The organism is Leifsonia sp. fls2-241-R2A-40a (genome assembly GCF_030209575.1).
In the GTDB taxonomy this organism is placed as follows: domain Bacteria; phylum Actinomycetota; class Actinomycetes; order Actinomycetales; family Microbacteriaceae; genus Leifsonia.
Genome location: NZ_JARVRS010000001.1, coordinates 859,780 through 881,259, shown reverse-complemented (window position 1 = coordinate 881,259; position 21,480 = coordinate 859,780). Strand labels below are relative to the sequence as shown.

At 68.2% G+C, this 21,480-nt stretch carries 16 protein-coding genes; 13 read left to right on the top strand and 3 right to left on the bottom strand.

Going from position 1 to position 21,480, the window contains the following annotated elements; genetic code table 11:
• Nucleotides 1–66: 66 nt before the first annotated feature.
• The 3 genes from uxaC to QRN40_RS04310 are packed head-to-tail and all read left to right on the top strand — an operon-like array spanning nt 67 to nt 4,054.
• A complete protein-coding gene (gene uxaC / locus QRN40_RS04320) occupies nt 67–1,455 on the top strand; it encodes a glucuronate isomerase (RefSeq protein ID WP_285114260.1) in 1,389 nt (462 codons plus the stop codon).
• Entirely contained in the window at nt 1,452–2,837 is a 1,386-nt protein-coding gene (locus QRN40_RS04315) for a mannitol dehydrogenase family protein (protein WP_285114259.1), read from the top strand. The genes uxaC and QRN40_RS04315 overlap by 4 nt, the downstream gene beginning before the upstream one ends.
• Nucleotides 2,834–4,054 (top strand): glycoside hydrolase family 1 protein, encoded by a 1,221-nt coding sequence (locus QRN40_RS04310; RefSeq protein WP_285114258.1) that lies wholly within the window; start codon nt 2,834–2,836, stop codon nt 4,052–4,054. The genes QRN40_RS04315 and QRN40_RS04310 overlap by 4 nt, the downstream gene beginning before the upstream one ends.
• A gap of 64 nt (nt 4,055–4,118) precedes the next feature.
• On the opposite strand, the gene QRN40_RS04305 is transcribed toward QRN40_RS04310, so the two are convergent.
• A complete protein-coding gene (locus QRN40_RS04305) occupies nt 4,119–6,755 on the bottom strand; it encodes a family 78 glycoside hydrolase catalytic domain (RefSeq protein WP_285114257.1) in 2,637 nt (878 codons plus the stop codon).
• 124 nt (nt 6,756–6,879) lie between these two features.
• Between QRN40_RS04305 and uidA the strand changes: the two genes are divergently transcribed.
• The 6 genes from uidA to QRN40_RS04275 are packed head-to-tail and all read left to right on the top strand — an operon-like array spanning nt 6,880 to nt 14,413.
• On the top strand, nt 6,880–8,685 hold the full coding sequence (gene uidA / locus QRN40_RS04300) for a beta-glucuronidase (RefSeq protein ID WP_285114256.1): 1,806 nt from the start codon (nt 6,880–6,882) through the stop codon (nt 8,683–8,685).
• 32 nt (nt 8,686–8,717) lie between these two features.
• Complete coding sequence (gene manD, locus QRN40_RS04295) at nt 8,718–9,956, top strand: D-mannonate dehydratase ManD (RefSeq protein ID WP_285114255.1); 1,239 nt, start codon at nt 8,718–8,720, stop codon at nt 9,954–9,956.
• A gap of 40 nt (nt 9,957–9,996) precedes the next feature.
• Nucleotides 9,997–11,370 (top strand): MFS transporter, encoded by a 1,374-nt coding sequence (locus QRN40_RS04290; RefSeq protein WP_285114254.1) that lies wholly within the window; start codon nt 9,997–9,999, stop codon nt 11,368–11,370.
• 1 nt (nt 11,371) lies between these two features.
• Entirely contained in the window at nt 11,372–11,914 is a 543-nt protein-coding gene (locus QRN40_RS04285; RefSeq protein WP_285114253.1) for a gluconokinase, read from the top strand.
• Complete coding sequence (locus QRN40_RS04280) at nt 11,911–13,539, top strand: hypothetical protein (protein WP_285114252.1); 1,629 nt, start codon at nt 11,911–11,913, stop codon at nt 13,537–13,539. The genes QRN40_RS04285 and QRN40_RS04280 overlap by 4 nt, the downstream gene beginning before the upstream one ends.
• Nucleotides 13,540–13,579: 40 nt before the next feature.
• Complete coding sequence (locus QRN40_RS04275) at nt 13,580–14,413, top strand: SDR family NAD(P)-dependent oxidoreductase (RefSeq protein WP_285114251.1); 834 nt, start codon at nt 13,580–13,582, stop codon at nt 14,411–14,413.
• Between the two features lie 3 nt (nt 14,414–14,416).
• Here QRN40_RS04275 and QRN40_RS04270 read toward each other — a convergent pair whose 3' ends face one another.
• On the bottom strand, nt 14,417–15,046 hold the full coding sequence (locus QRN40_RS04270; protein ID WP_285114250.1) for a TetR family transcriptional regulator: 630 nt from the start codon (nt 15,044–15,046) through the stop codon (nt 14,417–14,419).
• A gap of 189 nt (nt 15,047–15,235) precedes the next feature.
• On the opposite strand from QRN40_RS04270, the gene QRN40_RS04265 reads away from it, so the two are divergent.
• The 4 genes from QRN40_RS04265 to QRN40_RS04250 are packed head-to-tail and all read left to right on the top strand — an operon-like array spanning nt 15,236 to nt 20,535.
• Nucleotides 15,236–16,552, top strand: coding sequence for an ABC transporter substrate-binding protein (locus tag QRN40_RS04265; RefSeq protein WP_285114248.1), 1,317 nt, complete (start codon nt 15,236–15,238; stop codon nt 16,550–16,552).
• Nucleotides 16,549–17,490: a carbohydrate ABC transporter permease gene (locus tag QRN40_RS04260; protein WP_285114247.1), complete on the top strand. Its 942-nt coding sequence runs from the start codon at nt 16,549–16,551 to the stop codon at nt 17,488–17,490. The genes QRN40_RS04265 and QRN40_RS04260 overlap by 4 nt, the downstream gene beginning before the upstream one ends.
• A 19-nt stretch (nt 17,491–17,509) precedes the next feature.
• Complete coding sequence (locus QRN40_RS04255) at nt 17,510–18,409, top strand: carbohydrate ABC transporter permease (RefSeq protein WP_285114246.1); 900 nt, start codon at nt 17,510–17,512, stop codon at nt 18,407–18,409.
• Nucleotides 18,410–18,444: 35 nt separating this feature from the next.
• The gene (locus tag QRN40_RS04250; RefSeq protein ID WP_285114245.1) at nt 18,445–20,535 is read left to right on the top strand and encodes a beta-galactosidase; all 2,091 of its coding nucleotides are present in this window, start codon (nt 18,445–18,447) and stop codon (nt 20,533–20,535) included.
• A gap of 36 nt (nt 20,536–20,571) precedes the next feature.
• Here the strand turns inward: QRN40_RS04250 and QRN40_RS04245 are convergent, their stop codons facing one another.
• Nucleotides 20,572–21,477: an EamA family transporter gene (locus QRN40_RS04245; RefSeq protein ID WP_285114244.1), complete on the bottom strand. Its 906-nt coding sequence runs from the start codon at nt 21,475–21,477 to the stop codon at nt 20,572–20,574.
• Nucleotides 21,478–21,480: the final 3 nt, after the last annotated feature.

Genomic DNA, 21,480 nt, shown 5'->3' with positions numbered 1-21,480 from the left:
ATGCGGACGGGTGGAGGGGTTCGGCAACCGATTGACAAAATCTGGTCGACGCGATGGAATGGGCGAATGCACCAGCCGCGACGCCGCGACCCCGACCGCCTTCTTCCTGTGGATCCGCGTACCCGCGAGATCGCACGCGACCTGTATCGGCGGGTCGCGGACGCGCCGATCGTCTCGCCGCATGGTCACGTCCCGGTGGAATGGTTGGCGGAGAACCACCGCTTCCGCGATCCGGCCGACCTTCTCGTCACGCACGACCATTACGTGACCCGCCTGCTCCACGCCGGGGGTGTCGACCTGGAACTCCTCGGCGTCGGTCATGCGGCCGATCCGCGCGAGGTCTGGCGCCTGCTCGCGGAGCACTGGCACCTCTTTGCCGGTACCGCCTCCGGTTACTGGCTGGAGGAGGAGTTGCGTGCCGTGCTCGAGGTCGACCTCGAACTCACTCCGGCGAACGCGGACGCCGTCTATGACCACATCGCCGCCCGGCTCGCCGAACCGGACTTCACACCGCGCGCCCTGTTCGAACGGTTCGGCATCGAGGTGCTCGCCACGACCGATGACCCCCTGGCCGACCTCGCACACCACGACGTCCTCCAGGACTCCGGTCTCCGCGTCGTACCGACGTTCCGGCCGGACAGATACGTCGATCCCGACGCAGCCGGATTCGCCGAGAACGTCCTCCGGCTTCTGACGGTCGGTGGGCAGCCGGCCACGTTCGCCGGCTACCTGGCTGCGCTGGAGGCGCGTCGTCGTCACTTCCTCGACCACGGTGCCGTGTCGGCCGACCACGGTGTGGAGGAGCCCCTCGCGCTCGAGTTGTCGCCCGACGACGCGGAGCGCCTGTTCGCAGACGCCGTCGCGGGCAGGGCGGACGAGGCAGGCAAGCGCGTATTCCGGGCACACATGCTGTTCCAGATGGCCCGCATGAGCGTGGAGGACGGCCTGGTGATGACCGTCCACGCCGGGGTGCTCCGCAACCACCACACGGAGACGTTCGAGCGCTTCGGTCCGGACACCGGTCACGACATCCCTGTACGCACCGACTTCGTCCGGGGGCTCCGGCCACTGCTGGAGCGGTTCGGGAACGCAGACGGGTTCCACCTGGTGCTCTTCGCCGTCGATGAGACGGTGTATTCGCGTGAGGTCGCGCCTCTGGCCGGCTTCTACCGCAGCGTGTACATCGGCGCGCCATGGTGGTTCCTGGATGCGCCGGATGCGATCGGCCGGTTCAGGTCGGCGGTGACGGAGACTGCGGGCTTCTTCCGAGGATCCGGATTCATCGACGACACCCGCGCCTTCCTCTCCATCCCGGCTCGGCATGACACGGCACGGCGGGCCGATGCCGCATTCCTCGCCCGCTACGTGGCCGAGGACAGGATTGCTCTGCGCGCGGCAGAGCAGATCGCCGACGAACTGGTCGGGCCGTTGCCGAAGCGGGTCTTCAAGCTGTGACCTCCGCATCCACCGCTCCGCGTCTCACACATGACGCGCTCACGGACCCGGGGAGTGTGCCACCGGTCCGCATCGTGCACCTCGGACTCGGCGCATTCCATCGCTCGCACCAGGCCTGGTACACGGCGCACGCCGCGGATGCCGATTGGTGGGGGATCGCCGCATTCACAGGTCGACGGCCGGAGGCGGCGGAGGTCCTGGCCGAGCAGGGTTGTGTCTACACCCTGGTCGAGCGCGGCCCCGAGGACGACCGGTTCGAGGTCATCGGGAGCATCGTCGAAGCGTCGGCGGCCGATGACATCGCCGGCTTCCTCTCGACGTTCGCATCCCCGCAGATAGCGGTCGTCACACTGACCGTCACAGAGGCCGGATACCGCCTGAATACGGCCGGTGAGCTGGACCTCGACGATCCGGACGTCCGCTCGGACATCCGTGTCCTTCGCGACCTGCTCGCCAAGGCGGATCCCGTTGTGCCGGACGCCGATGCCGGCCCTCGAACGGTCATCGGCCGCCTTGCGCTGGGCCTGCACCACCGGCGGTTGGCGGATGCACCACCCCTCGCCATCGTGCCGTGCGACAACCTCCCTGAGAACGGATCGCTGGTCCGCGGCGCCCTCCATCGGCTGGCGCGGGAGGTCGACCCCGCTCTGGCGGATTGGCTCCCGGCCGGCGCCTCCTTCGTCTCCACTTCGGTCGACCGCATCACGCCCAGGCTCGAACCGAGCGACCGCGAGCTGGTCGCCACCGCGACCGGGTGGTTCGACGCGACGCCCGTCGTGACCGAACCGTTCGCCGACTGGGTGCTTGCCGGAGACTTCCCGTCCGGGCGACCGCACTGGGAGACCGCCGGCGCACGCTTCGTCGACGACATCACCCCGTGGGAGGCGCGGAAGCTGTGGATGCTCAACGGCGCGCACACTCTGCTCGCGTCGTCCGGGCGGTTGCGCGGGCATGCGACCGTGGCCGAGGCGTTCGCCGACCCGGTTTGCCGCGCGCAGGTCGACCAGTTGTGGGAGGAAGCCGCCCGGAACCTCTCCAGCGTCGAGACGACCCAGTACCGGCAGGCACTCGAGGAGCGGTTCGCGAACCCGCGGATCGTCCACCGGCTCGACCAGATCGCCGAAGGGTCCCGCACGAAGATCCGGGTCCGCATCGTCCCGATCGCAGCGGCCGAGCGCGCCGCAGGCCGCAGCGCTGTCGGATGCGCGACCGCCATCGCCGCCTGGATCCTTCAGGAACCGGACGGGGCCGACCTCCTCGCGACGGTTCGGGACCTCCATCCGGAGCTGGCCGAGGACGAGGAATTCACCGACACCATCCAACGCATCCTGTCGGCCATGGAGGCCGCGCGGGCGCCCGAGAAAGTAGGAACGAACCGATGACGACCTTCCCCGACGGCTTCCTGTGGGGCGCATCGACTGCGCCGCACCAGATCGAAGGCAACAACCTCAACAGCGACTTCTGGGTCAACGAGGGCCGCGTCCCCGGCATGGAGCGGAGCGGCGACGCGTGCGACAGCTACCACCGCTACCGGGAGGACATGCAACTCCTCGCCGACGCGGGCCTGAACAGCTACCGCTTCGGCATCGAGTGGGCACGGATCGAGCCCGAGCCCGGCCTCATCTCCCACGCCGAGCTGGCGCACTACAGCCGGATGATCGACACGGCGGTCGAGCTGGGGCTCACTCCGTTCGTGACCCTGCACCATTTCACCAACCCTCGCTGGTTCGCAGAGCAGGGCGGATGGACCGCTCCGGGGGCCATCGACCGCTTCCGCTCGTACGTCGAGACCGCCACGACCATCCTGGAGGACGTGGAGTGGGTGGCCACCATGAATGAGCCGAACATGCTCGCGATGATGACCGGCATGGCCGTCTTCATGCAGCAGGCGCAGGAGCACGGCGAGGGCTGGCAGAGCCCGACCGTCGACACGGATGGGCCGCGACCGGCTCTGCCGGCGCCCAGCCCGGAGATCGGCCGGATCTTCGTGGAGGCGCACCACGCCGTGCGCGACATCGTGCGGGAGCGCACCGGAGCCAAGGTCGGCTGGACCGTCGCCAACCGGGCGTTCGAGACGCGCCCCGGCGGGGAGGAGAAGCGCCGTGAGCTGGAATACATCTGGGAGGACCTCTACCTGGAGGGCTCGCGCGGCGATGACTTCGTCGGCGTGCAGTCGTACTCCGCACAGTGGGTGAACGCGGACGGCATCGAGCCGTATCCGCAGCGTCCCGACAACACCCTGGTGGGAACGGCATACCGTCCGGACGCTCTCGGGATCGCGGTGCGCCACACGGCCGAGGTCACGGGCGGCATACCGATCGTCGTCACGGAGAACGGCATCGCGACGCACGACGACGCGCGCAGGATCGCCTATACGGACGAAGCCCTCCGGCACCTCGGCCTGGCCATCGCGGACGGGGTGGATGTGCGCGGCTACCTCCACTGGTCCCTGCTCGACAACTACGAGTGGGGCCACTGGGACCCGACCTTCGGCCTGATCGAGGTCGACCGCCAGAGCTTCGTGCGGACCCCGAAACCCAGCCTGGGCTGGCTCGGCGACGTGGCGCGCCGGAACGGCCGGCTGGACCGAGCGGCCTGACGACATACACAGAGAAGGGCGCCGGGCGGATCGACCGACCGGCGCCCTTCTCGTCTGCGCCCTGTCAGTCCTGCGACGTCACCGTGAACGGGCCGGGACCGACCTCGATGGAGCGACCGTCGGGGAGGACGACGACACCCGATGTGGCGGCGGGGACGCGTCCCGCGACGGTGAGCACGCCGCCCTCGATGCGCCACGACGCCTCGATCGTGCCCTGCGGCGTGACGTGGGAGCCCTCCGCCCAGGTGACGCCGCCGCCGGGGATCGGCCGCAGGACGAACGACTCCCAGGCGACCGATTCCGGATCCTGGTCGAGACCCAGCAAGTGGGTGTGAAGGAATCGCACCACCGCGCCCTTCGAGTAGTGGTTGAGCGAGGCGAAGGCCTGGCCGTCCTCATCCACACCGTCCCAGTCCTCCCAGATCGTCGTCGCGCCGCGGTCCAGCATCCCGAGCCAGGACGGGGAGGTGCGCTGGAGGAGCAGCTCGTAGGCGACGTCGGAGTGCCCGGTCTCGACGAGCACCGGAAGCAGGTCTGCGGTGGACAGGAAGCCGGTGCCGAGGTGAGTGCCCGCCCGCCGGATGAGCCCGACGAGGCGGTCCGCAGCTGCTGCGCGCAACGCGTCCGGGATGAGCCCGAAGCTCAGCGCTCGCACGTACGCCGCCTGCGTGTCCGTGACCGTGCGGCCGTCGGTGGCGAGGAATTCGGTGCGCCATGCGTCCCGGATCCGCTCGGCCGTCTCCGCATAGCGCGCCGCGTCGGTCTCGCGACCGAGGACGGTCCCGATGCGCGCGAGCGTCGCGGTGGAGCGGTACAGGTAAGCGGTGCCGACCTCGCCTTTGTCCTCCATGAACCAGGCCATGGGGTCGTCCTGCACCGGGTCGATGAGGGTGCCGTCGGCGGCTCGTTCCTTCGGTTCGCACCATTCGCCCCAGTGGAACGAGCCGTCCCACAGGTACCGCTCGTGCGGGAGCGGCTCGGCGGACCGCTGCACGCGGGAGGGGTGGCGGCGGGTGCGGGCGGTGTCGAGGGCCCAGTCGACCCAGCGGGTCATCGCATGCCAGTTCGCGGCGAGCTCGTCGCGATCCCCGTACGCCTCGTAGAGCACCCACGGCACGTGGACGATGGCGTCGCCCCACCCGGCGGACCCGGTCATCTGGGCGACCTGCAGCTCGGGGTGGTGCTTGACCTGACGGCCGTCGGGCGAGAAGTTCGCGATGCGGCCGTCCTCGAGCTGGTCGTCCCGGACGGACTGCAGCCACTTCCGCGTGAAGCCGTGCACGTCGAACAGCCGCACCGCGGTCGAGGCGAACACCTGGTAGTCGCCGGTCCAGCCGATCCGCTCACGCTGCGGGCAGTCGGTCGGGATGTCGACCGCATTCCCGCGGAAGCTCCAGTCGGCGACCTCGTACAGCCGGTTGAGATCATCGTCGCTGCACCGGAACGACCCGGCGGGCGTCAGGTCGGTGTTGACGACCTGCATGGTGATCGCGTCGGCGGACAGCGGCAGGTCGTCGCGCTGGATGCGCGCGTACTGGAAGCCGTGGACGGTGTGGCGCGGCTCGAACATCGACCCAGCGACGCCGTCCGAGACCACCTCGTCCCGCTGGTCGAGCATCACACGGCCGTCGCCCTCGCGCTCGGAGTCCAGATGCGACATATCGAGGTCGCCCGACGGATCCAGGTGCTCGCCGTGCTCGATCACCGTCCGGGAACCGCGCGGGCCCAGGTCGGTCAGACGCGTCCATCCCGAGGCGTTCTGCCCGAAGTCCGCGATCCAGCAGCCCGAGGCCAGCTGTGTGAGCGAGATCGGTGCGCGTTCTGCGACGCGCCGCACCGGTGGCGCCGGCGACCAGCTGATCGGGGGCGTCGAAACGATGTCGACCCGCACCCTGCCCAGCGGGGACGGCTCGACGGTGAGGTCGGTCGCCTGCCCGTCCATGAGTCCGGCGCGGACGATCGGAGAACTCCAGCTGGTCCAGGATGCGTCGGTGCGGATGACCTCGGTCGTCCCGTCCTCGAACAGCAGGTGCAGCTCGGCACGTGCGGCGAGGTCGTCCCCCTCTGTCCAGGCGGCGCGAGCGTGGAAGGCGCCCACCTGGCCCTGGTACCAGCCGTCGGTGAGCACGATCTCGAGGGCGTTGTCGCCGGACTTCAGCGACGATGCGACGTCGGCAGCCTGGGCGTACACCGTCGTGTCGTACGAGGTGGAGCCGGGAGAGAGCTCCGCCGTTCCGACCCGGTCGCCATTGACGAACGCCTCGTAGACGCCGAGCGCGGTCGAGTAGAGGCGCGCGCGCCGGACGGGGCGCTGGAGGGAGAACCTCCGCCGGAGGGCGCGGCCGGGCCGCTTGCCGAAGACCGCGTCCACCGGTGCGGGCGGGGAGATCCAGTCGGCGGTCCAGTCGGTGTCGAACAGCCCCGCCTCGAACGTGTGCTCCTCGCTCCACTCGCCGCCCGGGACACGGACGCGCCAACGGACGCGCTCGCCGCTGCGCAGTGGCGTCCACGGCCAAGCGTTCAGCCGGTGACCGTCGGCGCGGGCCGGTTCGAGAGGGGCATCGTCGACCGTCGCGGAGACCTCATAGTGTCCGGTCGAGTCGGGGGTGGGGAGCCAGGAGAGGCGCGGGGTCGGCCCGGAAACGGGGAACTGGTCACCTCCCGCATCGATGCGCAGACCGTGCGGAGCGGATTCGGTCATCGGCGTCATCGCCTCCAGATCAAGTGTTGAGCGGCTTGTATCGCCCAGTATGGCAATCGCTTGCCGAAATCTCAAAAGCGTGTTGTACTGAGGTACTCGACCCGCAGTGCCGTGTAGGAGAAGAATGCTCAGCACCCGAACCACCCCGACCCGCGACGTCATCGGCCTCGACGGCCTCTGGCGGTTCGCACTCGACGCCGCTGTCGGCGCCGAGCCGTGGACGGCCCGCCTCGACACCGAGCTGGAAGCGCCGGTCCCTGCCAGCTACAACGATCTCTTCGTCGACCCGGCGATCCGCGATCACGTCGGCATCGTCTGGTACCAGCGCGACGTGCGAGTCCCGCGCGGCTGGACGGGCGAAAGGATCGTCCTCCGCTTCGGCTCCGTGACCCACTCCGCCCTGGTCTACGTGAACGACGCGCTCGTGGCGGAGCATGTCGGCGGCTACACGCCCTTCGAGGCCGACCTCACAGAGGCGATCCACGCGGGCGAGGAGTTCCGCCTGACTGTGGCCGTGGACAACCGGCTCACCAACGTGACGATCCCGCCCGGCTCGGTGACCACCGGACCGGACGGCCGCCAGAAGCAGACCTACTTCCACGACTTCTACAACTATGCGGGCATCGCGCGTTCGGTGAAGCTTTACAGCACTCCGCGTTCGTACGTCGAAGACATCACCGTCATCACGGGCATCGACGGCGCAGCGGGAACGGTCGACTACAGCGTCCGCATCGGCGGCGTGGACGATGCCGGGGTGGCCAGCCGCGTCCGCGTGCTCGACGAGGCCGGCGTCCAGGTCGCGGCGGCGGGCGGCCCGGCCGGCTCACTCCGCATCCACGACGTGCGGCTGTGGAAGCCGGGCGCCGCCTACCTCTACGACCTGGTGGTCGAGCTGGCCGCCGGCGACGAGCTCGTGGACAGCTACACGCTCCCGTTCGGTGTGCGCACGGTCGAGGTGCGCGGCACCGAGTTCCTCATCAACGGAGAGCCGTTCTACTTCACCGGCTTCGGCAAGCACGAGGACACCCCGGTCCGCGGCAAGGGCCATGACGACGCGTATCTCGTCCATGACTTCCAGCTGCTGGAGTGGACGGGCGCGAACAGCTTCCGCACCAGCCACTACCCGTACGCGGAGGAGGTGCTCGACTTCGCCGACCGCCACGGCATCGTCGTGGTCGACGAGACCGCAGCGGTCGGGCTGAATCTGGGCGTCCAAGGCGGTCTCACGGGCATCCCGCCGACACCGACCTTCGCCGAGGAGAACTTCGGGGGCGAGACGAAGAACGTGCACGCGCAACACCTGCGCGAGCTGATTGCGCGCGACAAGAACCACCCCAGCGTGGTCATGTGGAGCATCGCCAACGAGCCGGCTTCCAACGAGGAGGGCTCGCGAGAATACTTCGAGCCGCTCGTGAACCTGGCGCGAGAGCTGGACCCGACCCGTCCGCTCACCTACGCAGCCGTCATGTTCGCAACTCCGGCGAACGACAAGATCGGCGACCTCTTCGACGTGCTGTCGATCAACCGCTACTACGGGTGGTACGTCTTCACCGGCGACCTGACGACCGCCGAATCGGTCCTCGAGCAGGAGCTGCGCGGGTGGGTGCAGCGGTTCGGCAAGCCGATCATGATGTCGGAGTACGGTGCAGACACGCAGCCCGGGCTCCACTCGGTGTGGGACATGCCGTGGACCGAGGAGTACCAGACCGACCTGCTCGCCACCTACCACCGCGTCTTCGACCGCATCCCCGAGTTCGTCGGCGAGCACATCTGGAACTTCGCCGACTTCATGACCGGTCCCGGCATCCACCGCGTGGACGGGAACAAGAAGGGCGTCTTCACCCGCGACCGCAAGCCCAAGGGCGCCGCGTTCTCATTGCGAAGCAGGTGGCGCGGCCTCGACGGGCGGAAGCCCGGCAGCGACTCCTGAACCGTATCCGTCACCATTCCGAGGAACATCCCATGCGCATCGACAAAGCCGAGGTCATCGTCACGAGCCCGGATCGCAACTTCGTGACGCTGAAGCTCACCACCGACGACGGACTGACCGGGCTCGGTGACGCCACCCTGAATGGTCGCGAACAGGCGGTTGTCGCCTACCTCGCCGAGCACGTCGTGCCCTTGCTGATCGGACGTGACGCCTCCCGGATCGAGGACACCTGGCAGTTCCTCTACCGAAGCGCCTATTGGCGACGTGGCCCGGTGACGATGGCGGCGATCGCGTCGGTGGACATGGCGCTGTGGGACATCAAGGGCAAAGCGGCTGGGATGCCGGTGTACCAGTTGCTCGGCGGCGCGTCCCGCAACGGCCTGCTCGCCTACGGCCATGCGTCCGGACGGGATCTGTCCGAACTGTTCGACAGCGTGCGCGAACACCAGGAGAAGGGTTACCGGGCGATCCGCATCCAGTCGGCCGTGCCGGGGCTCAAGTCGATCTACGGGATCGCGTCGAACGCCACCTACGAGGCCAACTCGGGCGTGCGGTACGACCACGAGCCCGCCCAGCGCGGCGGCCTGCCCAATGAGGAGGACTGGGACACCCGCTCCTACCTCCGGCACATTCCGACCGTGTTCGAGGCAGTGCGTAACGAGTTCGGACCGGAGCTGCCATTGCTGCACGATGGGCATCATCGGATGACGCCCATCCAGGCTGCGCAGCTCGGCAAGTCGCTCGAACCGTACGACCTGTTCTGGCTCGAGGACTGCACCCCGGCCGAGAACCAGGAAGCGCTTCGACTGGTTCGCCAGCACACGACGACGCCTCTGGCGATCGGCGAGATCTTCAACAGCGTCTGGGACTACCAGCAGATCATCCGCGAGCAGCTCATCGACTACGTCCGCTCAGCTGTCACCCACACTGGCGGAATCACGCACCTCAAAAAGGTGCTCGACTACGCCAGCCAGTACCAGATCAAGTCCGGCATGCACGGCCCGACCGACATCTCCCCGGTCGGGATGGCCGCCGCGATGCACCTCGGACTGGCCATCCACAACTTCGGCATCCAGGAGTACATGCAGCACGGCGAGAAGACAGATGCCGTGTTCCAGCAGTCCTACAGCTGGCAGGACGGGTTCCTGCACCCCGGCGACAAGCCCGGACTCGGCGTCGACCTCGACGTGGACGAGGCCGGCAAGTACCCCTACATCCGCGCCTATCTGCCCTATAACCGGCTCGCCGACGGCACCGTCCACGACTGGTAGAGGCCCCGAGCACCGTTCACTTGACGAAGGAGTCAATGCAATGCGCAAGTACAACAACCTCGACACGAAATCGTCGCGGGCCGTCCGAGTGGAAGCGACCACGGTCCTGCCGACCACCGCCGGGCCCGCCGCAGGGCCCCAGAACCAGGAAGTGAACGGGCCGGACCTCGTCGCCCCGCCCCTGAAGAGGGTGAGCGCAAGCTTCCTGTTCTGGATCACGGTCGCCAACTTCGGCGCCAGCCTGGCGTTGATGGTGCCACTGACCTACTCCCTCGCCGTGCGCGTCACGCAACTGGCTCCCGGCCACGAGGAGGTACTCGGGTACGTCACTGGAACGGCCCAGCTGATCTACCTGGTCCTCAGCCCGTTGCTCGGCGTCTGGAGCGACCGCTTGCGCTCGCCGTTCGGCCGGCGCACCCCGTTCATCGTCGTCGGATCGCTGGTCGGCCTGGTCGCCGTCGCCTTCATCGCGGTCGCCCCGAACATCTTCCTCGTCGGGGTCGGCTGGGTCGTCGGTCTGCTCGGCTGGGCCACGGCGGGACAGGGGATCCAGACCCTGCTCGCCGACCGGGTCCCGGAGGAGCAGCGCGGACGTGCGTCCGCACTGACCGGGGTGACGACGCAGATCGCACCGGTATTCGGCATCGGCATCGCTTATGCGGTGGTGTCATCCACCCTGATGATCTTCGTGCTTCCCGCTGTCATCGGTCTGGTGCTGATCCTGGCGTTCGTGTTCATCAAGCGCGAGGGCAGCTCGCGGGACATCGTCCGCAACGACACCGTCGGAGTGAGGACGCTGTTCAGCTCTTACGTGTTCAACCCGCGCAAGTACCCGGACTTCGGCTGGAACTGGCTCGGGCGATTCATCTTCTTCATGGGGCTGTACTTCAACACGACGTTCGGGACGTTCTTCTACGCCCAGCGCCTCCACATCCCCGTCGTCCAGGTCGCCGGCGTGGTCGCGGCGATCGGGATCATCGGCGTGATCGCGGCGGCCGGCGGCGCGCTGCTGGGCGGGTTCCTCTCCGACAAGCTGGGCCGCCGAAAGCTCTTCACCCTGATCGGATCGCTGCTCTTCGTCGCCGGCGCGTGTGTCGAGGCGTTCGCCCACTCGTTGCTCCCCTTGATCGTCGGTTCGGTCATCATGCAGCTGGCGATCGCCGCCTTCAGCGTCGTCGATCAGGCGATCGTCTTCGCCGTCCTGCCCAGCCGAGCCGAGGCCGGTCGTTACCTCGCGGTGGTCGCCTTCGCCCAGAAGATCCCGAGCGCCATCGCGCCGCTCATCGCCCCCCTGATCATCACCATCGGCGCGGTCGGAGCGGACAAGAACTACACCGCGCTCTACCTGATCGGCGCGGTCTTCGCGCTGATCGGCGGCCTCATCATCTTCACCAAGGTCAAGGCGGTCCGCTGACATGAACACCTCCGTGCAACCGGCCGCCATCGTGGTGATGGGCGTGTCCGGATCCGGCAAGACCACGGTCGGCCGCGAGCTCGCCCGTGCGCTCGGAGTGCCGTTCATCGACGCCGACGACCTGCACCCGCAAGCCAACCGCGACAAGATGGCCGGGGGCACGCCCTTGACGGATGACGACCGCGGTCCCTGGCTGCGGACTGTCGGCCACACCATCGGAGAGCAAGCGGCTGCCGGCCGGGGCGTCGTGGTCGCCTGCTCGGCACTGCGACGCCGATACAGGGCCGCCATCGCTGATGAGGCCGGCGTCCCCGTTCGATTCGCCCATCTGACCGGTCGGCGGGAGGTCATCCGGGAACGGATGGACGACCGAGCCGGGCACTTCATGCCGCCCGCCCTGCTGGACTCGCAGTTGGAGACGCTGGAACCGCTCGCCTCCGACGAGGACGGCACCGCCTTCTCCATCGACGCCGGGCCGGCCGAGATCGCCGCCCGCATCCGCGACTGGGCCGCCTCCGATCGCCGCGAGGAGGCTGCCGTATGAACGACACCCGTGAACGAGCGGCCCACGAGGCGGAGGTGCAGGAGATGGTCGACGACTCGCTCGGGCCGATCCGGATCTCGACAGTTCCCCTTCCCGGCCATGTTCGTGCACCCAGCGCGACCTACACGCCGAGCGGCCGGGTGTTCCTCCTCTTCCGCACTCAGGAGGATCCCTCCGACACCGTGCGAGCCGCCGTCGTCGACGACAACGGGGCGCGCTTCACGGAGATCTTCGCGGGGACCATTCCGCAGAAGCGCACCGCCAACGGGATCCGTCATATGCCCTTCACCGACAACAGCCGGATGCTGCTCGGAGACCACGTCCTGGAAGCCAGCCCGAGCCTCGACGACGCGGAGCACGTCGAGCTCGTCCCCGTCGAATACCCCTGGAACCTCGCGGACGACCCGCTGACCTCCCACCACTGGTCGGAGATCATCGTGTCGCCCGACGGCGAGCGGATCGCCTGGACCATCCTGCGCACCGACCTCACCGCCGTCGTGGCGCTGGGGCGCCTGCGCCGAGATGAGGACCGATACACGATCGTCGATCCCGTCGTCATCAGCAGTACGGATGCGCTCGTTCCCGACCCCGAGCGCGAAGGATACTTCTCCGCTCGGCACATGCTCGGCGGCGAAGTGAAGCAGTTCGTCCGGGGCGGGACGGCGATCTCGGCGGTCGGAGACGGCGGCGCGCCGCTCACCGACTCGGTCGTCCAGGACCTGGTCTCCGACGCCCTCGAGCCGATCACCCGCACGCCCGGATACGACGAGACCACCATCCTCTCGCCTGACGAGCGGCTCGGCATCGTCATGACGTCGCGGGCGTCGAAAGGCACGAACCCGGCGTTCCTCGGGCTGGTGCCGCGGCCGCACGCCACGCTGGTCACCATGTCCATGGCGTGGGTCCTGTACATGTATGCGGTCGACGGCGTCCGCCGTTTCCGGCCGGGCAACATCGGTCCGGTGCTGATCGAGATCGAGCGTTCGAGGGCCGACCGCGATTACGCGGGGGTGCCGCTGAACAGCGCGGACGACTCCTGGGTCTACGTGTCGCCCATGTCGTGGCATCCCGATGGCCGGAACGTCATGTGGATGGAGATGCAGCGCGGCAGCGGCGGCGATCTCGGACCCACGCTGCGCATCCGCACCGCCGAGCTGGCGGACTACGCGCCGGGGGAGCCCGTCCCGGTCGCCGCGACACCGGCGACGACGCCGTCGGCGCTCTCGGGTCGGGAGGCCGAGGAACTACTCGCCCGGACGGCCGAGTTCACCCCGGCAGGCCGCATCGCGGGCGCGCACTCCGGGTATCTGGAGTTCGACCGTTCGTCCGACGGCCATGGCACCTGGTCGGCGGCCTCGCGCTATGTCGACTACAGCGACGACGGCCGCAACGTCTACAACGGCGTCGAACGCTCGAGCGGCTCCATGACGGCCGGCGCCGTGTACGAGGCCGACCTCGAGCTCGTCGGCGACATCGGCGGGGAGATGCGCGTGCGTGCATCCTGGTCGGGCGTCGGCGACGGCACGCGGCTCCTCTTCGGGCAGGCCGATGACGGGACGCCGCAGAGCCACGGGTTCGCCCGGTACGGCGACACCGTCCTCCGCATCCAGGACCTGGCCGAATAGCCACCCACCCGCAGAGCCACCCGAACCCAGGAGGTCTCCCATGCCCTATCCCTTCGCCGATGTCTCCGGCGTCTCCATCGCCGAGCTCGTCTCGCTCAGAGGGCGGCGAGCCGTCGTGACAGGCGGTGCGCAAGGCCTGGGCAAAGCCATCGCGGCCCGGCTGGCCGAAGCCGGCGCCGATCTCCTGATCGTCGACCTCGACGAGGAGGCGGCGCGTGCAGCGGCGGCCGAGCTGGCCGAGCGGTACCCGATCACCGCGATTGGCACCCGTGCCGACGTCTCCGACACGCCGTCCGTGATGGCCGCCGCCGACCTGGCCGTCGCCGAGCTCGGAGGCCTCGACATCTGGGTCAACAACGCGGGACTGTTCCCCAACGCTCCGGTTCTGGAGATGCCGGATGAGATGTGGGATCGCGTCTTCGCGGTCAACGCCCGGGGAGTGTTCCTCGGTTCCCGGGAGGCCGCTCGCCGCATGGCCGCCGACGGCTCCGGCGGAGTCATCGTCAACATCATCTCGACGGCAGGCTTCCAGGTCGCCTTCCCGGGCATGGCCGCCTACGTGAGTTCCAAGCACGCTGCGCGCGGGCTCACCAAGTCCCTGGCTGTCGACCTGGCCCCGCTCGGAGTCCGCGTGCTGGGTGTCGCTCCGAGCTTCGTCCCGACGGAGGGCAACATCGCCGCAGGGAAGGCGGCGGCCGAGCAGGCGGCCGCGGCCGGCGTGGAGCTGCCTCCGCTGGACGTGATGACCCACAGCCGGATCGGTCGCCTGGGTACTCCGGACGACATCGCGCGCGTGGTCCTGTTCGCGGTCAGCGACCTGTCGTTGATCATGACCGGCAGCACGCTGCTGGCGGATGCGGGGGAGACCCTCTAGCCGTCAGTCGCCGCTCGGGGTCACACGGTCGATCTCCTCCATCGTGACCCCGAGGATGCGCTCGATCAGGGACTCCAGCTCCGCGGCGATGTCGAAGTCCTGCTCTGCGAGCCACTGCAGCTGCAGTCCTTCCCACGCCGTGTGGATCCACCGCGAAGCGCGGTACGGCTCTATCGCCGTATCGATCACCCCAGCGGCCTGAAGTCGCCGGATGCTCTCCACCATTCGTTCGTCACCCGCGCGCCAGCGCTCCTTGAAGTACTCGTACGCCGGATGCGACGGGTCGCTGGACTCTCCGAACATCGCCGTGTGGAGCCGGACGACGTTGATGCGGCGCAGACTCTCCGCCGCGCGGGCCGGCGCTCGCCGCACCGACTCCCCGAGGGGCATCGTCGACCACTCGAATTCGTCGGAGAGGCGGAGGGCGGCGAGTAGGAGGTCGTCTTTGGTGGGGTAGTGGTAGAGCACGCCGGGTTCGCTCAAGCCCGCGCGCTGGGCGACATCCGCCGTGATGAGGGCCCGGTGACCCTTCTCCAGGACGAGTTCGAGCGCCGCCTCCGCAATGGCCCGGCGACGTTCCTTCGTCTTGGCGTAGCTTCCGCGGGGCCCACGCACACCGACCGTGTTCGTCATGCAGAAACCCTAACGCAAGCACTCTCTAAAACTATTGTCGATTAAGAATTGACATCGCGCGGGCGGGCTGGTTAGCATCGCTGTGCGAACTCTATAAGAGACTCAGAGTTAGCAGACTGCATCACATTCCCGGCCTGGGCAGCGTGCCCCGGCGTCTTTCAAAGGTGAGGACGAATGCTTCCACGCAAAATGAATCGATCCAAAATCGGCCGGAGTGCCGCGCTGGCAGCCGGCGCGACCGTCGCAGCCGCGGCTCTGCTGCTGACCGGCTGCAGCGGTAGCAGCCCCGCAGCCACCCCGTCCGCATCGGCCGAGAAGGACGTCCATCTGACGTTCCTCAACCAGTCCCGTGGCCAAGAGGCCGTGCTGAACGAACTCGCCAAGAAGTACGGCAAGGAGACCGGCGTCACGGTCACGATCGACACCCCGGGTCCGGTGGACTACCTGCCGAAGCTCCAGGCGGATGCCCAGTCGAAGCAGATGCCGGACATCTACTCGTCGTTCAACCCGGTTTCCATGGCGCCGTTCTACAAGGCAGGCTGGGCGCTCGACCTGAGCAAGGAGCTGAAGGGCGACTGGAGCAAGAACTTCACTCCCGAGGTGGTCAAGCTCGCCACCTTCGCCAAGGGCAACAACCTCGGCGTAAAGCCCGGTATCTACACGGTCCACTGGGAGAATCAGGCCTACGGTCTCATCTCCGACTCGGCCAACTCGGGCATCGACGCCTCGACCCCGCCGAAGACGGTCTCCGACCTGATCAAGCAGCTGGCAGCCAGCAACAAGAACGCCAACGGCGGGTTCTCCGTGGCCGCGTCCCTGACGCCGCAGTTCGTGCAGTACCTCGCCTCGAACTGGCTGACGGACAAGCAGATCAACGACACGTTCGCCGGTGATTACAAGTGGACGTCTTCCGGCTGGGAGAAAGCATTCCAGGTGATCGCCGACCTCAAGAAGGCGGGGGCCATCCAGGGCGGGGCCATCCCGGGCGGGCAGACCGACAACCCGACGGTGGAGACGAACTTCTTCACCAAGCACAGCGTCGGCACGATCTTCGACGCGTCGCCCGGAGTCTCCGTCGCCCACAAGACGGCACCGGACTACACCGCGTTCTTCTCGATGGCGCTGCCGAAGGCATCCGACGCCAAATACACGCCTCGCTCGCCGGGCGTGCCCGGAAAGGGCGCGGTCATCAACCCGCGCGGCCAGCACGTCCAGGCGTCGCTCGACTTCGTGAAATGGCTCACCGCGCCGGCTCAGCAGGAGGTGTTCGCCAAGGAGGCCTACATCATTCCGACGAGCCCGGCGCTCCTGAAGAGCGGGAGCAAGCTCCCGGAGACGCTTACCGGCTTCGCGCAGGCGGCGAAGACCCAGCAGGTCATCCCGAACACGTTCAGCGCCCAGGTCACGGACGCCGTCAATCGCGACGTGCAGAGCCTCGTGCTCGGGCAGATCACGGTCAAGGACCTGCTCGCAGACGTCCAGAGCGCACAGGACGCAAGCCAGTGACCAGCACCCTCAGCACCACCACTGCGCGGCGCTCCCTCGGAGCGCCGCGCAGGCGGCGCCGGGTAGTCGGACGGAAGGCGCTCACCGGCTATCTGTTCCTGGCGCCGGCGATCGCCTTGATCGCCGTGTTCACCCTGGTGCCGTTCGTCGAGTCGATCGTCCTCAGCTTCCAGGCGTGGGATGGTGTCAGCCCGGAGACGCCCTGGGTCGGAGTCCTCAACTACCAGGCCGCCTTCAAGAACGTCGCGTTCTGGACCTCGATGAAGAACGTGCTCATCTTCGGCGTGGTCGGCTTCGTCGTGGGCAACGGCATCTCGATGATCATGGCGCTCGCCGTCAACGCTGTCCGAAAAGGCCGAACGTTCTTCCGCACCGTTTACTACCTGCCGAGCGTCTTGTCGGTGGTCGTCGTCGGCATGGTCTTCTCGGCCATGTTGGACCCGCGCTCCGGTGTCGTGAACAAGATCCTCGGCTGGACGGGCCTCGGTTTCCTCCGGCACGACTGGCTGAACGACCCCAACGTGGCCATGTTCGCCGTGATCGCTGTGTTCCTGTGGTTGCACTGGGGGTTCGGGTTCATCCTGTTCCTCGCCGGGCTTCAGGACATCCCGAAGTACCTGTACGAGGCGGCCGAGCTCGATGGCGCTCGCGGATGGGCGAAGTTCCGCTACATCACCTGGCCGCAGCTCGCCCCGGTGACGACGGTGGTCAGCCTCCTCACGCTGCTGGCCGCATTGCAGATCTTCGGCACGGTCCAGGTGCTCACCAACGGCGGACCCGGTTACACCACCATGGTTCCCACGCTGCAGATCTTCACGCAGGCCTTCACTTACAACAATTACGGCGCTGCCGCCGCCATGTCGGTGATCTTCGGCGGCGCCCTCATTCTCCTGTCGCTGCTCCAGCTGGGCTTCTCGCGCCGCCGCGCGAACGCCTGAGGGGACAAGGAAGACCACCATGACCACGACAACGAACGCGCCCGAGTACGTCGGGCTCCACGACACGACGGCGACCACGCACGAACGCAGCGGCCCCCGACCCCTGCGCCCAGGCCGCGTGGCCCTCTACGCCCTGCTGGTCGCCGCAGCGCTGAGCGCGCTCTTCCCCATCCTCTGGATGATCTCGGGGTCGATGCAGAGCCTGCCCGAACTCCTGAAAGGCGACGCGCTGCTCCCGGCGGTGCCCCAGTGGCAGAACTTCGCCACAGCGTGGGTCAAGGGCAACCTCGGCGTCTACATGACCAACAGCATCATTTACACGCTGTGCGCCGTCGCCGGCATCCTGCTCGTGTCGAGCCTGGCGGGATACGCGCTCGCGCGGCTCGAATTCAAGGGAAAGGGCCTCTTCACCGCCCTGATCCTCGCCGTGATGATCATCCCGGCGCCGGCGATGTTCCTCGCCCAGTACAAGGTGCTGCTTGCGCTCGACCTGGCCAACACGCGGCCCGGGTACGTCTTCATCCTCATCACGACCGGCATCCCGATCTCGACGCTGATCATGCGGAGCTTCTTCGCCTCCCAGCCGAAGGACCTCGAGGAGGCCGCAGCCCTCGATGGCGCCTCCGCCCTGGGGACCTTTTTCCGCATCATGCTGCCGCTCGCCAAGCCCGGGCTCGCCGCTGTCGCGGTGATCCAGGCGTTCGCCGTCTGGAACGAGTACCTCATGGCGCTCGTGATCTTCAACGACAACTCGCTGATGCCGGTACAGCGCGGCCTGACCAGTTTCGTCTCCGCGGAAACACCCCAGCCGCAGATCCTGCTGGCCGCGACGCTGATCTCCATCGTCCCGGTCGTCGTCTTCTACCTCTTCGCACAACGTCAGATCGTCGACGGCATCAGTGCCGGCGCGATCAAGTAACAGGGCCCCGCCCTACCGGAAGGAAGTCCGTCCCGATGCGTCCCGTTTTCACTGACAGCCCTTGGTTCGGCGGCGACTACAACCCGGAGCAGTGGCCGGAGGCGGTGTGGGACGAAGATGTCGATCTCATGCGTGGCGCCGGTGTGAACCTCGTCACTGTCGGTGTCTTCGCCTGGGCGCTGCTGGAACCGGAGGAGGGCCGCTACGAATTCGGCTGGCTCGACAGCGTGCTGGACCTGCTGCACGAGAACGGCGTGAAGGTGGACCTCGCCACGGCAACAGCCGCACCGCCGCCGTGGCTGTCGGACCAGTACCCGGAGTCGTTGCCGGTGACGGTGGACGGCATCCGGCTCTCTCCAGGATCGCGCCAGGGATACTGCCCCAGCTCACCGGCGTACCGCACGGCCGCCCGCCGGCTCACGCGCACGCTGGCGGAGCGGTACGGCGCGCATCCCGCAGTCGTCCTGTGGCACATCAACAATGAGTACGGCTGCCATGTCTCCCGGTGCTACTGCGACGAGTCGGCCTCCGCCTTCCGCCGCTGGCTCGAAGCGAAGTACCGAACCATCGGCGCGCTGAACTCCGCATGGGGAACGGCGTTCTGGTCGCAGTCGTACGGATCTTTCGAGCAGATCCTGCCGCCGCGCGCGACTCCCGCCTTCCCCAACCCGACGCAGTCCCTCGACTTCGACCGTTTCAGCTCGGACGAGCTGCTCGCGTGCTTCCTCGAAGAGAAAGCAGTGCTGCGCGAGGTGACGCCGGACATCCCGGTCACCACGAATTTCATGGGTACCTTCCGCAACGTCGACTACTGGACCTGGGCCCCACACGTCGACGTCATCTCCGACGACCTGTACCCGGACCCGGCGGACCCCGATGCGGCCAGAGGGGCGGCGATGGCACGCGACCTCATGCGCTCACTCGGTCGCGGCAAGCCGTGGCTCCTCATGGAGCAGTCGACCAGCGCCGTCAACATGCGTCCGACCAACGTGCCGAAGGCGCCGGGGCAGATGCGTGCGCTGTCGTACCAGGCGCTCGCGCGCGGCGCCGACGGCATCCTCTTCTTCCAGTGGCGGCAGTCGGCCGCCGGCGCGGAGAGGTTCCACTCCGCGATGCTGCCGCACGCCGGAACCGATACACGCATCTGGCGGGAGGTCGAGCAGCTGGGCGCGGAGCTCGCAGCGCTCGGGTCGGTCGTCGGGACGCGGACTCGCGCGCACGCCGCGCTCGTGTTCGACTGGGACAGCCGGTGGGCGATCGAGCAGGCCGGCCTTCCCACGACTTCCAGCTACCTCGCCCTCGCCGCGCACTGGCACGCCGCCCTGACCGAGGCCGGACTGACGGTGGACCTCGCCCCCGGTGACGAGGACCTGAGCGCGTACCCGATCGTGATCGTCCCCAGCCTGTTCGTGCTGACCGACGCCCAGGCCGCCGCGATCGATGCCGCAGCGGCTGCTGGATCGACGGTGCTCGTCACCAGCCAGACGGGCATCGTCGACCAGGATCTGCGCGTGCGGCTCGGAGGCTATCTCGGCGACCTGCAGTCCACGCTCGGTGTGTGGATCGAGGAGTTCTGGCCACTCGGCGGCGCGTGGGCGCGGCCGGGCGCCATCCCGGTGGCCCAGGAATCGACTGTCGCTCCGACTGTGCGCGTTCGCGGCGACGTCTTCGGACCAGAGGCGGCGACGGGAATCGAGTGGAGCGAGTGCGTGCACGTTCGTGATGCCTCCGTGCGCGCCGTCTTCGAGGGCGGCCACCTGAGCGGCTGGCCCGCGCTCACGCGGAAAGCGAGAGGGGTCGGCGCCGCATGGTATCTGGCGACCCGCTTGAGCCGAGAGGACACGGCCTCTCTGGTAGCTCAACTCATCGCGGACAGCGGACTCGCGCTCAGCGCGTCGGTCGTCGGCGGAGAGAGCGGTTTCGTCGAGACGGTGCAACGCGGCGACGCCCTGTTCGTCATCAACCACGGCTCCACGGCCGTGACTCTGGCGCAGGAGGGCGTCGACCTCTTGAGCGGTGCGGACGCGCAGGGAATGACGCTCGAACCGCAGGGCGTCGTGGTCATCTCCCCACGCGTGGCGCTCGACAGCGCCGAGCCCGCGGTGGCCGTCGTCGCCGCGGGGTGAAGCGACAGAGGTCGCTCGTCGGCCCCTCGTGAGGTTTCACCGGATCTCCTCCGTGGTCTCCACCTGTTGATCGGCGGTGGCCACGGGCTCGGGGTCACGTCTTCCGCCTCGCTGCGCGAACGCCCCGGCGATCACGACCAGCGCGATCCCCGCTAGTTGCAGGGGCGTCGGGGTCTGCGCCAGCACGAGCAGCCCGATGAGGATGCCGAACGCCGGCTCGATCGAGAGGAGCGTGCCGAACGCCGTGTGCGTCATGCGACGCAGCGCCAGCATCTCCAGCCCGAAAGCGATCACCGGGGTGACCAGCGCGATCCCCGCGGCCGCGGGGAGCACCCACCACGTGAAGTCACCCGAGATGACCTGCGGCAGTCCGACCGGCAGTGTCGCCAGGGCAGCGATCGGGATCGTGAGCGAGAGGCCGCTGATGCCGGAGAACCGACCGCCGATGTGCTGGGTGAGCACGTTGTACAGGCCCCAGCAGGCACCCGCAGCGGCGGCGAACCCTGCTCCGACGAGGTCGATCCGCTCGTGCCAGGGTTCGGTCAACAGCACCACCCCCGCGAACGCCAGCAACGGCCAGATCAGGGCTTTGCGCTGCTTGCTCGTCACGGTCGCAACCGTGAGCGGGCCCAGGAACTCGATCGCCACGGCCGTGCCGAGGGGGATGCGCGCTACGGCGGCGAGGAAGAACGTGGTCATGAAGCCGGTGACCACTCCGAGCGCGAGCAGGCCCGCCGCATCCGTGCGACGAACAGAACGCAGCGCCGGACGGCCGATGATCACCAAGAACACGGCGCCGAAGCACATCCGCAGCCACGCGGTCCCGGCCGGGCCGACCTGATGGATCACCGGCACGGAGACGGCGTTGGAGAGCTGTACGGCGAGCATCGCCGCGATCGCCATCGACCAGGGCGGGATCCGGGTGCCGGCCCTGCGAGGCATTCC

What these genes read in the sequence shown, in the direction of transcription:
- uxaC (WP_285114260.1), top strand. Translation starts at nt 67, where the DNA reads ATGCACCAGCCGCGACGCCGCGACCCCGACCGCCTTCTTCCTGTGGAT.
- QRN40_RS04310 (WP_285114258.1), top strand. Translation starts at nt 2,834, where the DNA reads ATGACGACCTTCCCCGACGGCTTCCTGTGGGGCGCATCGACTGCGCCG.
- QRN40_RS04305 (WP_285114257.1), bottom strand. Translation starts at nt 6,755, where the DNA reads ATGACCGAATCCGCTCCGCACGGTCTGCGCATCGATGCGGGAGGTGAC.
- uidA (WP_285114256.1), top strand. Translation starts at nt 6,880, where the DNA reads ATGCTCAGCACCCGAACCACCCCGACCCGCGACGTCATCGGCCTCGAC.
- manD (WP_285114255.1), top strand. Translation starts at nt 8,718, where the DNA reads ATGCGCATCGACAAAGCCGAGGTCATCGTCACGAGCCCGGATCGCAAC.
- QRN40_RS04290 (WP_285114254.1), top strand. Translation starts at nt 9,997, where the DNA reads ATGCGCAAGTACAACAACCTCGACACGAAATCGTCGCGGGCCGTCCGA.
- QRN40_RS04285 (WP_285114253.1), top strand. Translation starts at nt 11,372, where the DNA reads ATGAACACCTCCGTGCAACCGGCCGCCATCGTGGTGATGGGCGTGTCC.
- QRN40_RS04280 (WP_285114252.1), top strand. Translation starts at nt 11,911, where the DNA reads ATGAACGACACCCGTGAACGAGCGGCCCACGAGGCGGAGGTGCAGGAG.
- QRN40_RS04275 (WP_285114251.1), top strand. Translation starts at nt 13,580, where the DNA reads ATGCCCTATCCCTTCGCCGATGTCTCCGGCGTCTCCATCGCCGAGCTC.
- QRN40_RS04270 (WP_285114250.1), bottom strand. Translation starts at nt 15,046, where the DNA reads ATGACGAACACGGTCGGTGTGCGTGGGCCCCGCGGAAGCTACGCCAAG.
- QRN40_RS04265 (WP_285114248.1), top strand. Translation starts at nt 15,236, where the DNA reads ATGAATCGATCCAAAATCGGCCGGAGTGCCGCGCTGGCAGCCGGCGCG.
- QRN40_RS04255 (WP_285114246.1), top strand. Translation starts at nt 17,510, where the DNA reads ATGACCACGACAACGAACGCGCCCGAGTACGTCGGGCTCCACGACACG.
- QRN40_RS04250 (WP_285114245.1), top strand. Translation starts at nt 18,445, where the DNA reads ATGCGTCCCGTTTTCACTGACAGCCCTTGGTTCGGCGGCGACTACAAC.
- QRN40_RS04245 (WP_285114244.1), bottom strand. Translation starts at nt 21,477, where the DNA reads ATGCCTCGCAGGGCCGGCACCCGGATCCCGCCCTGGTCGATGGCGATC.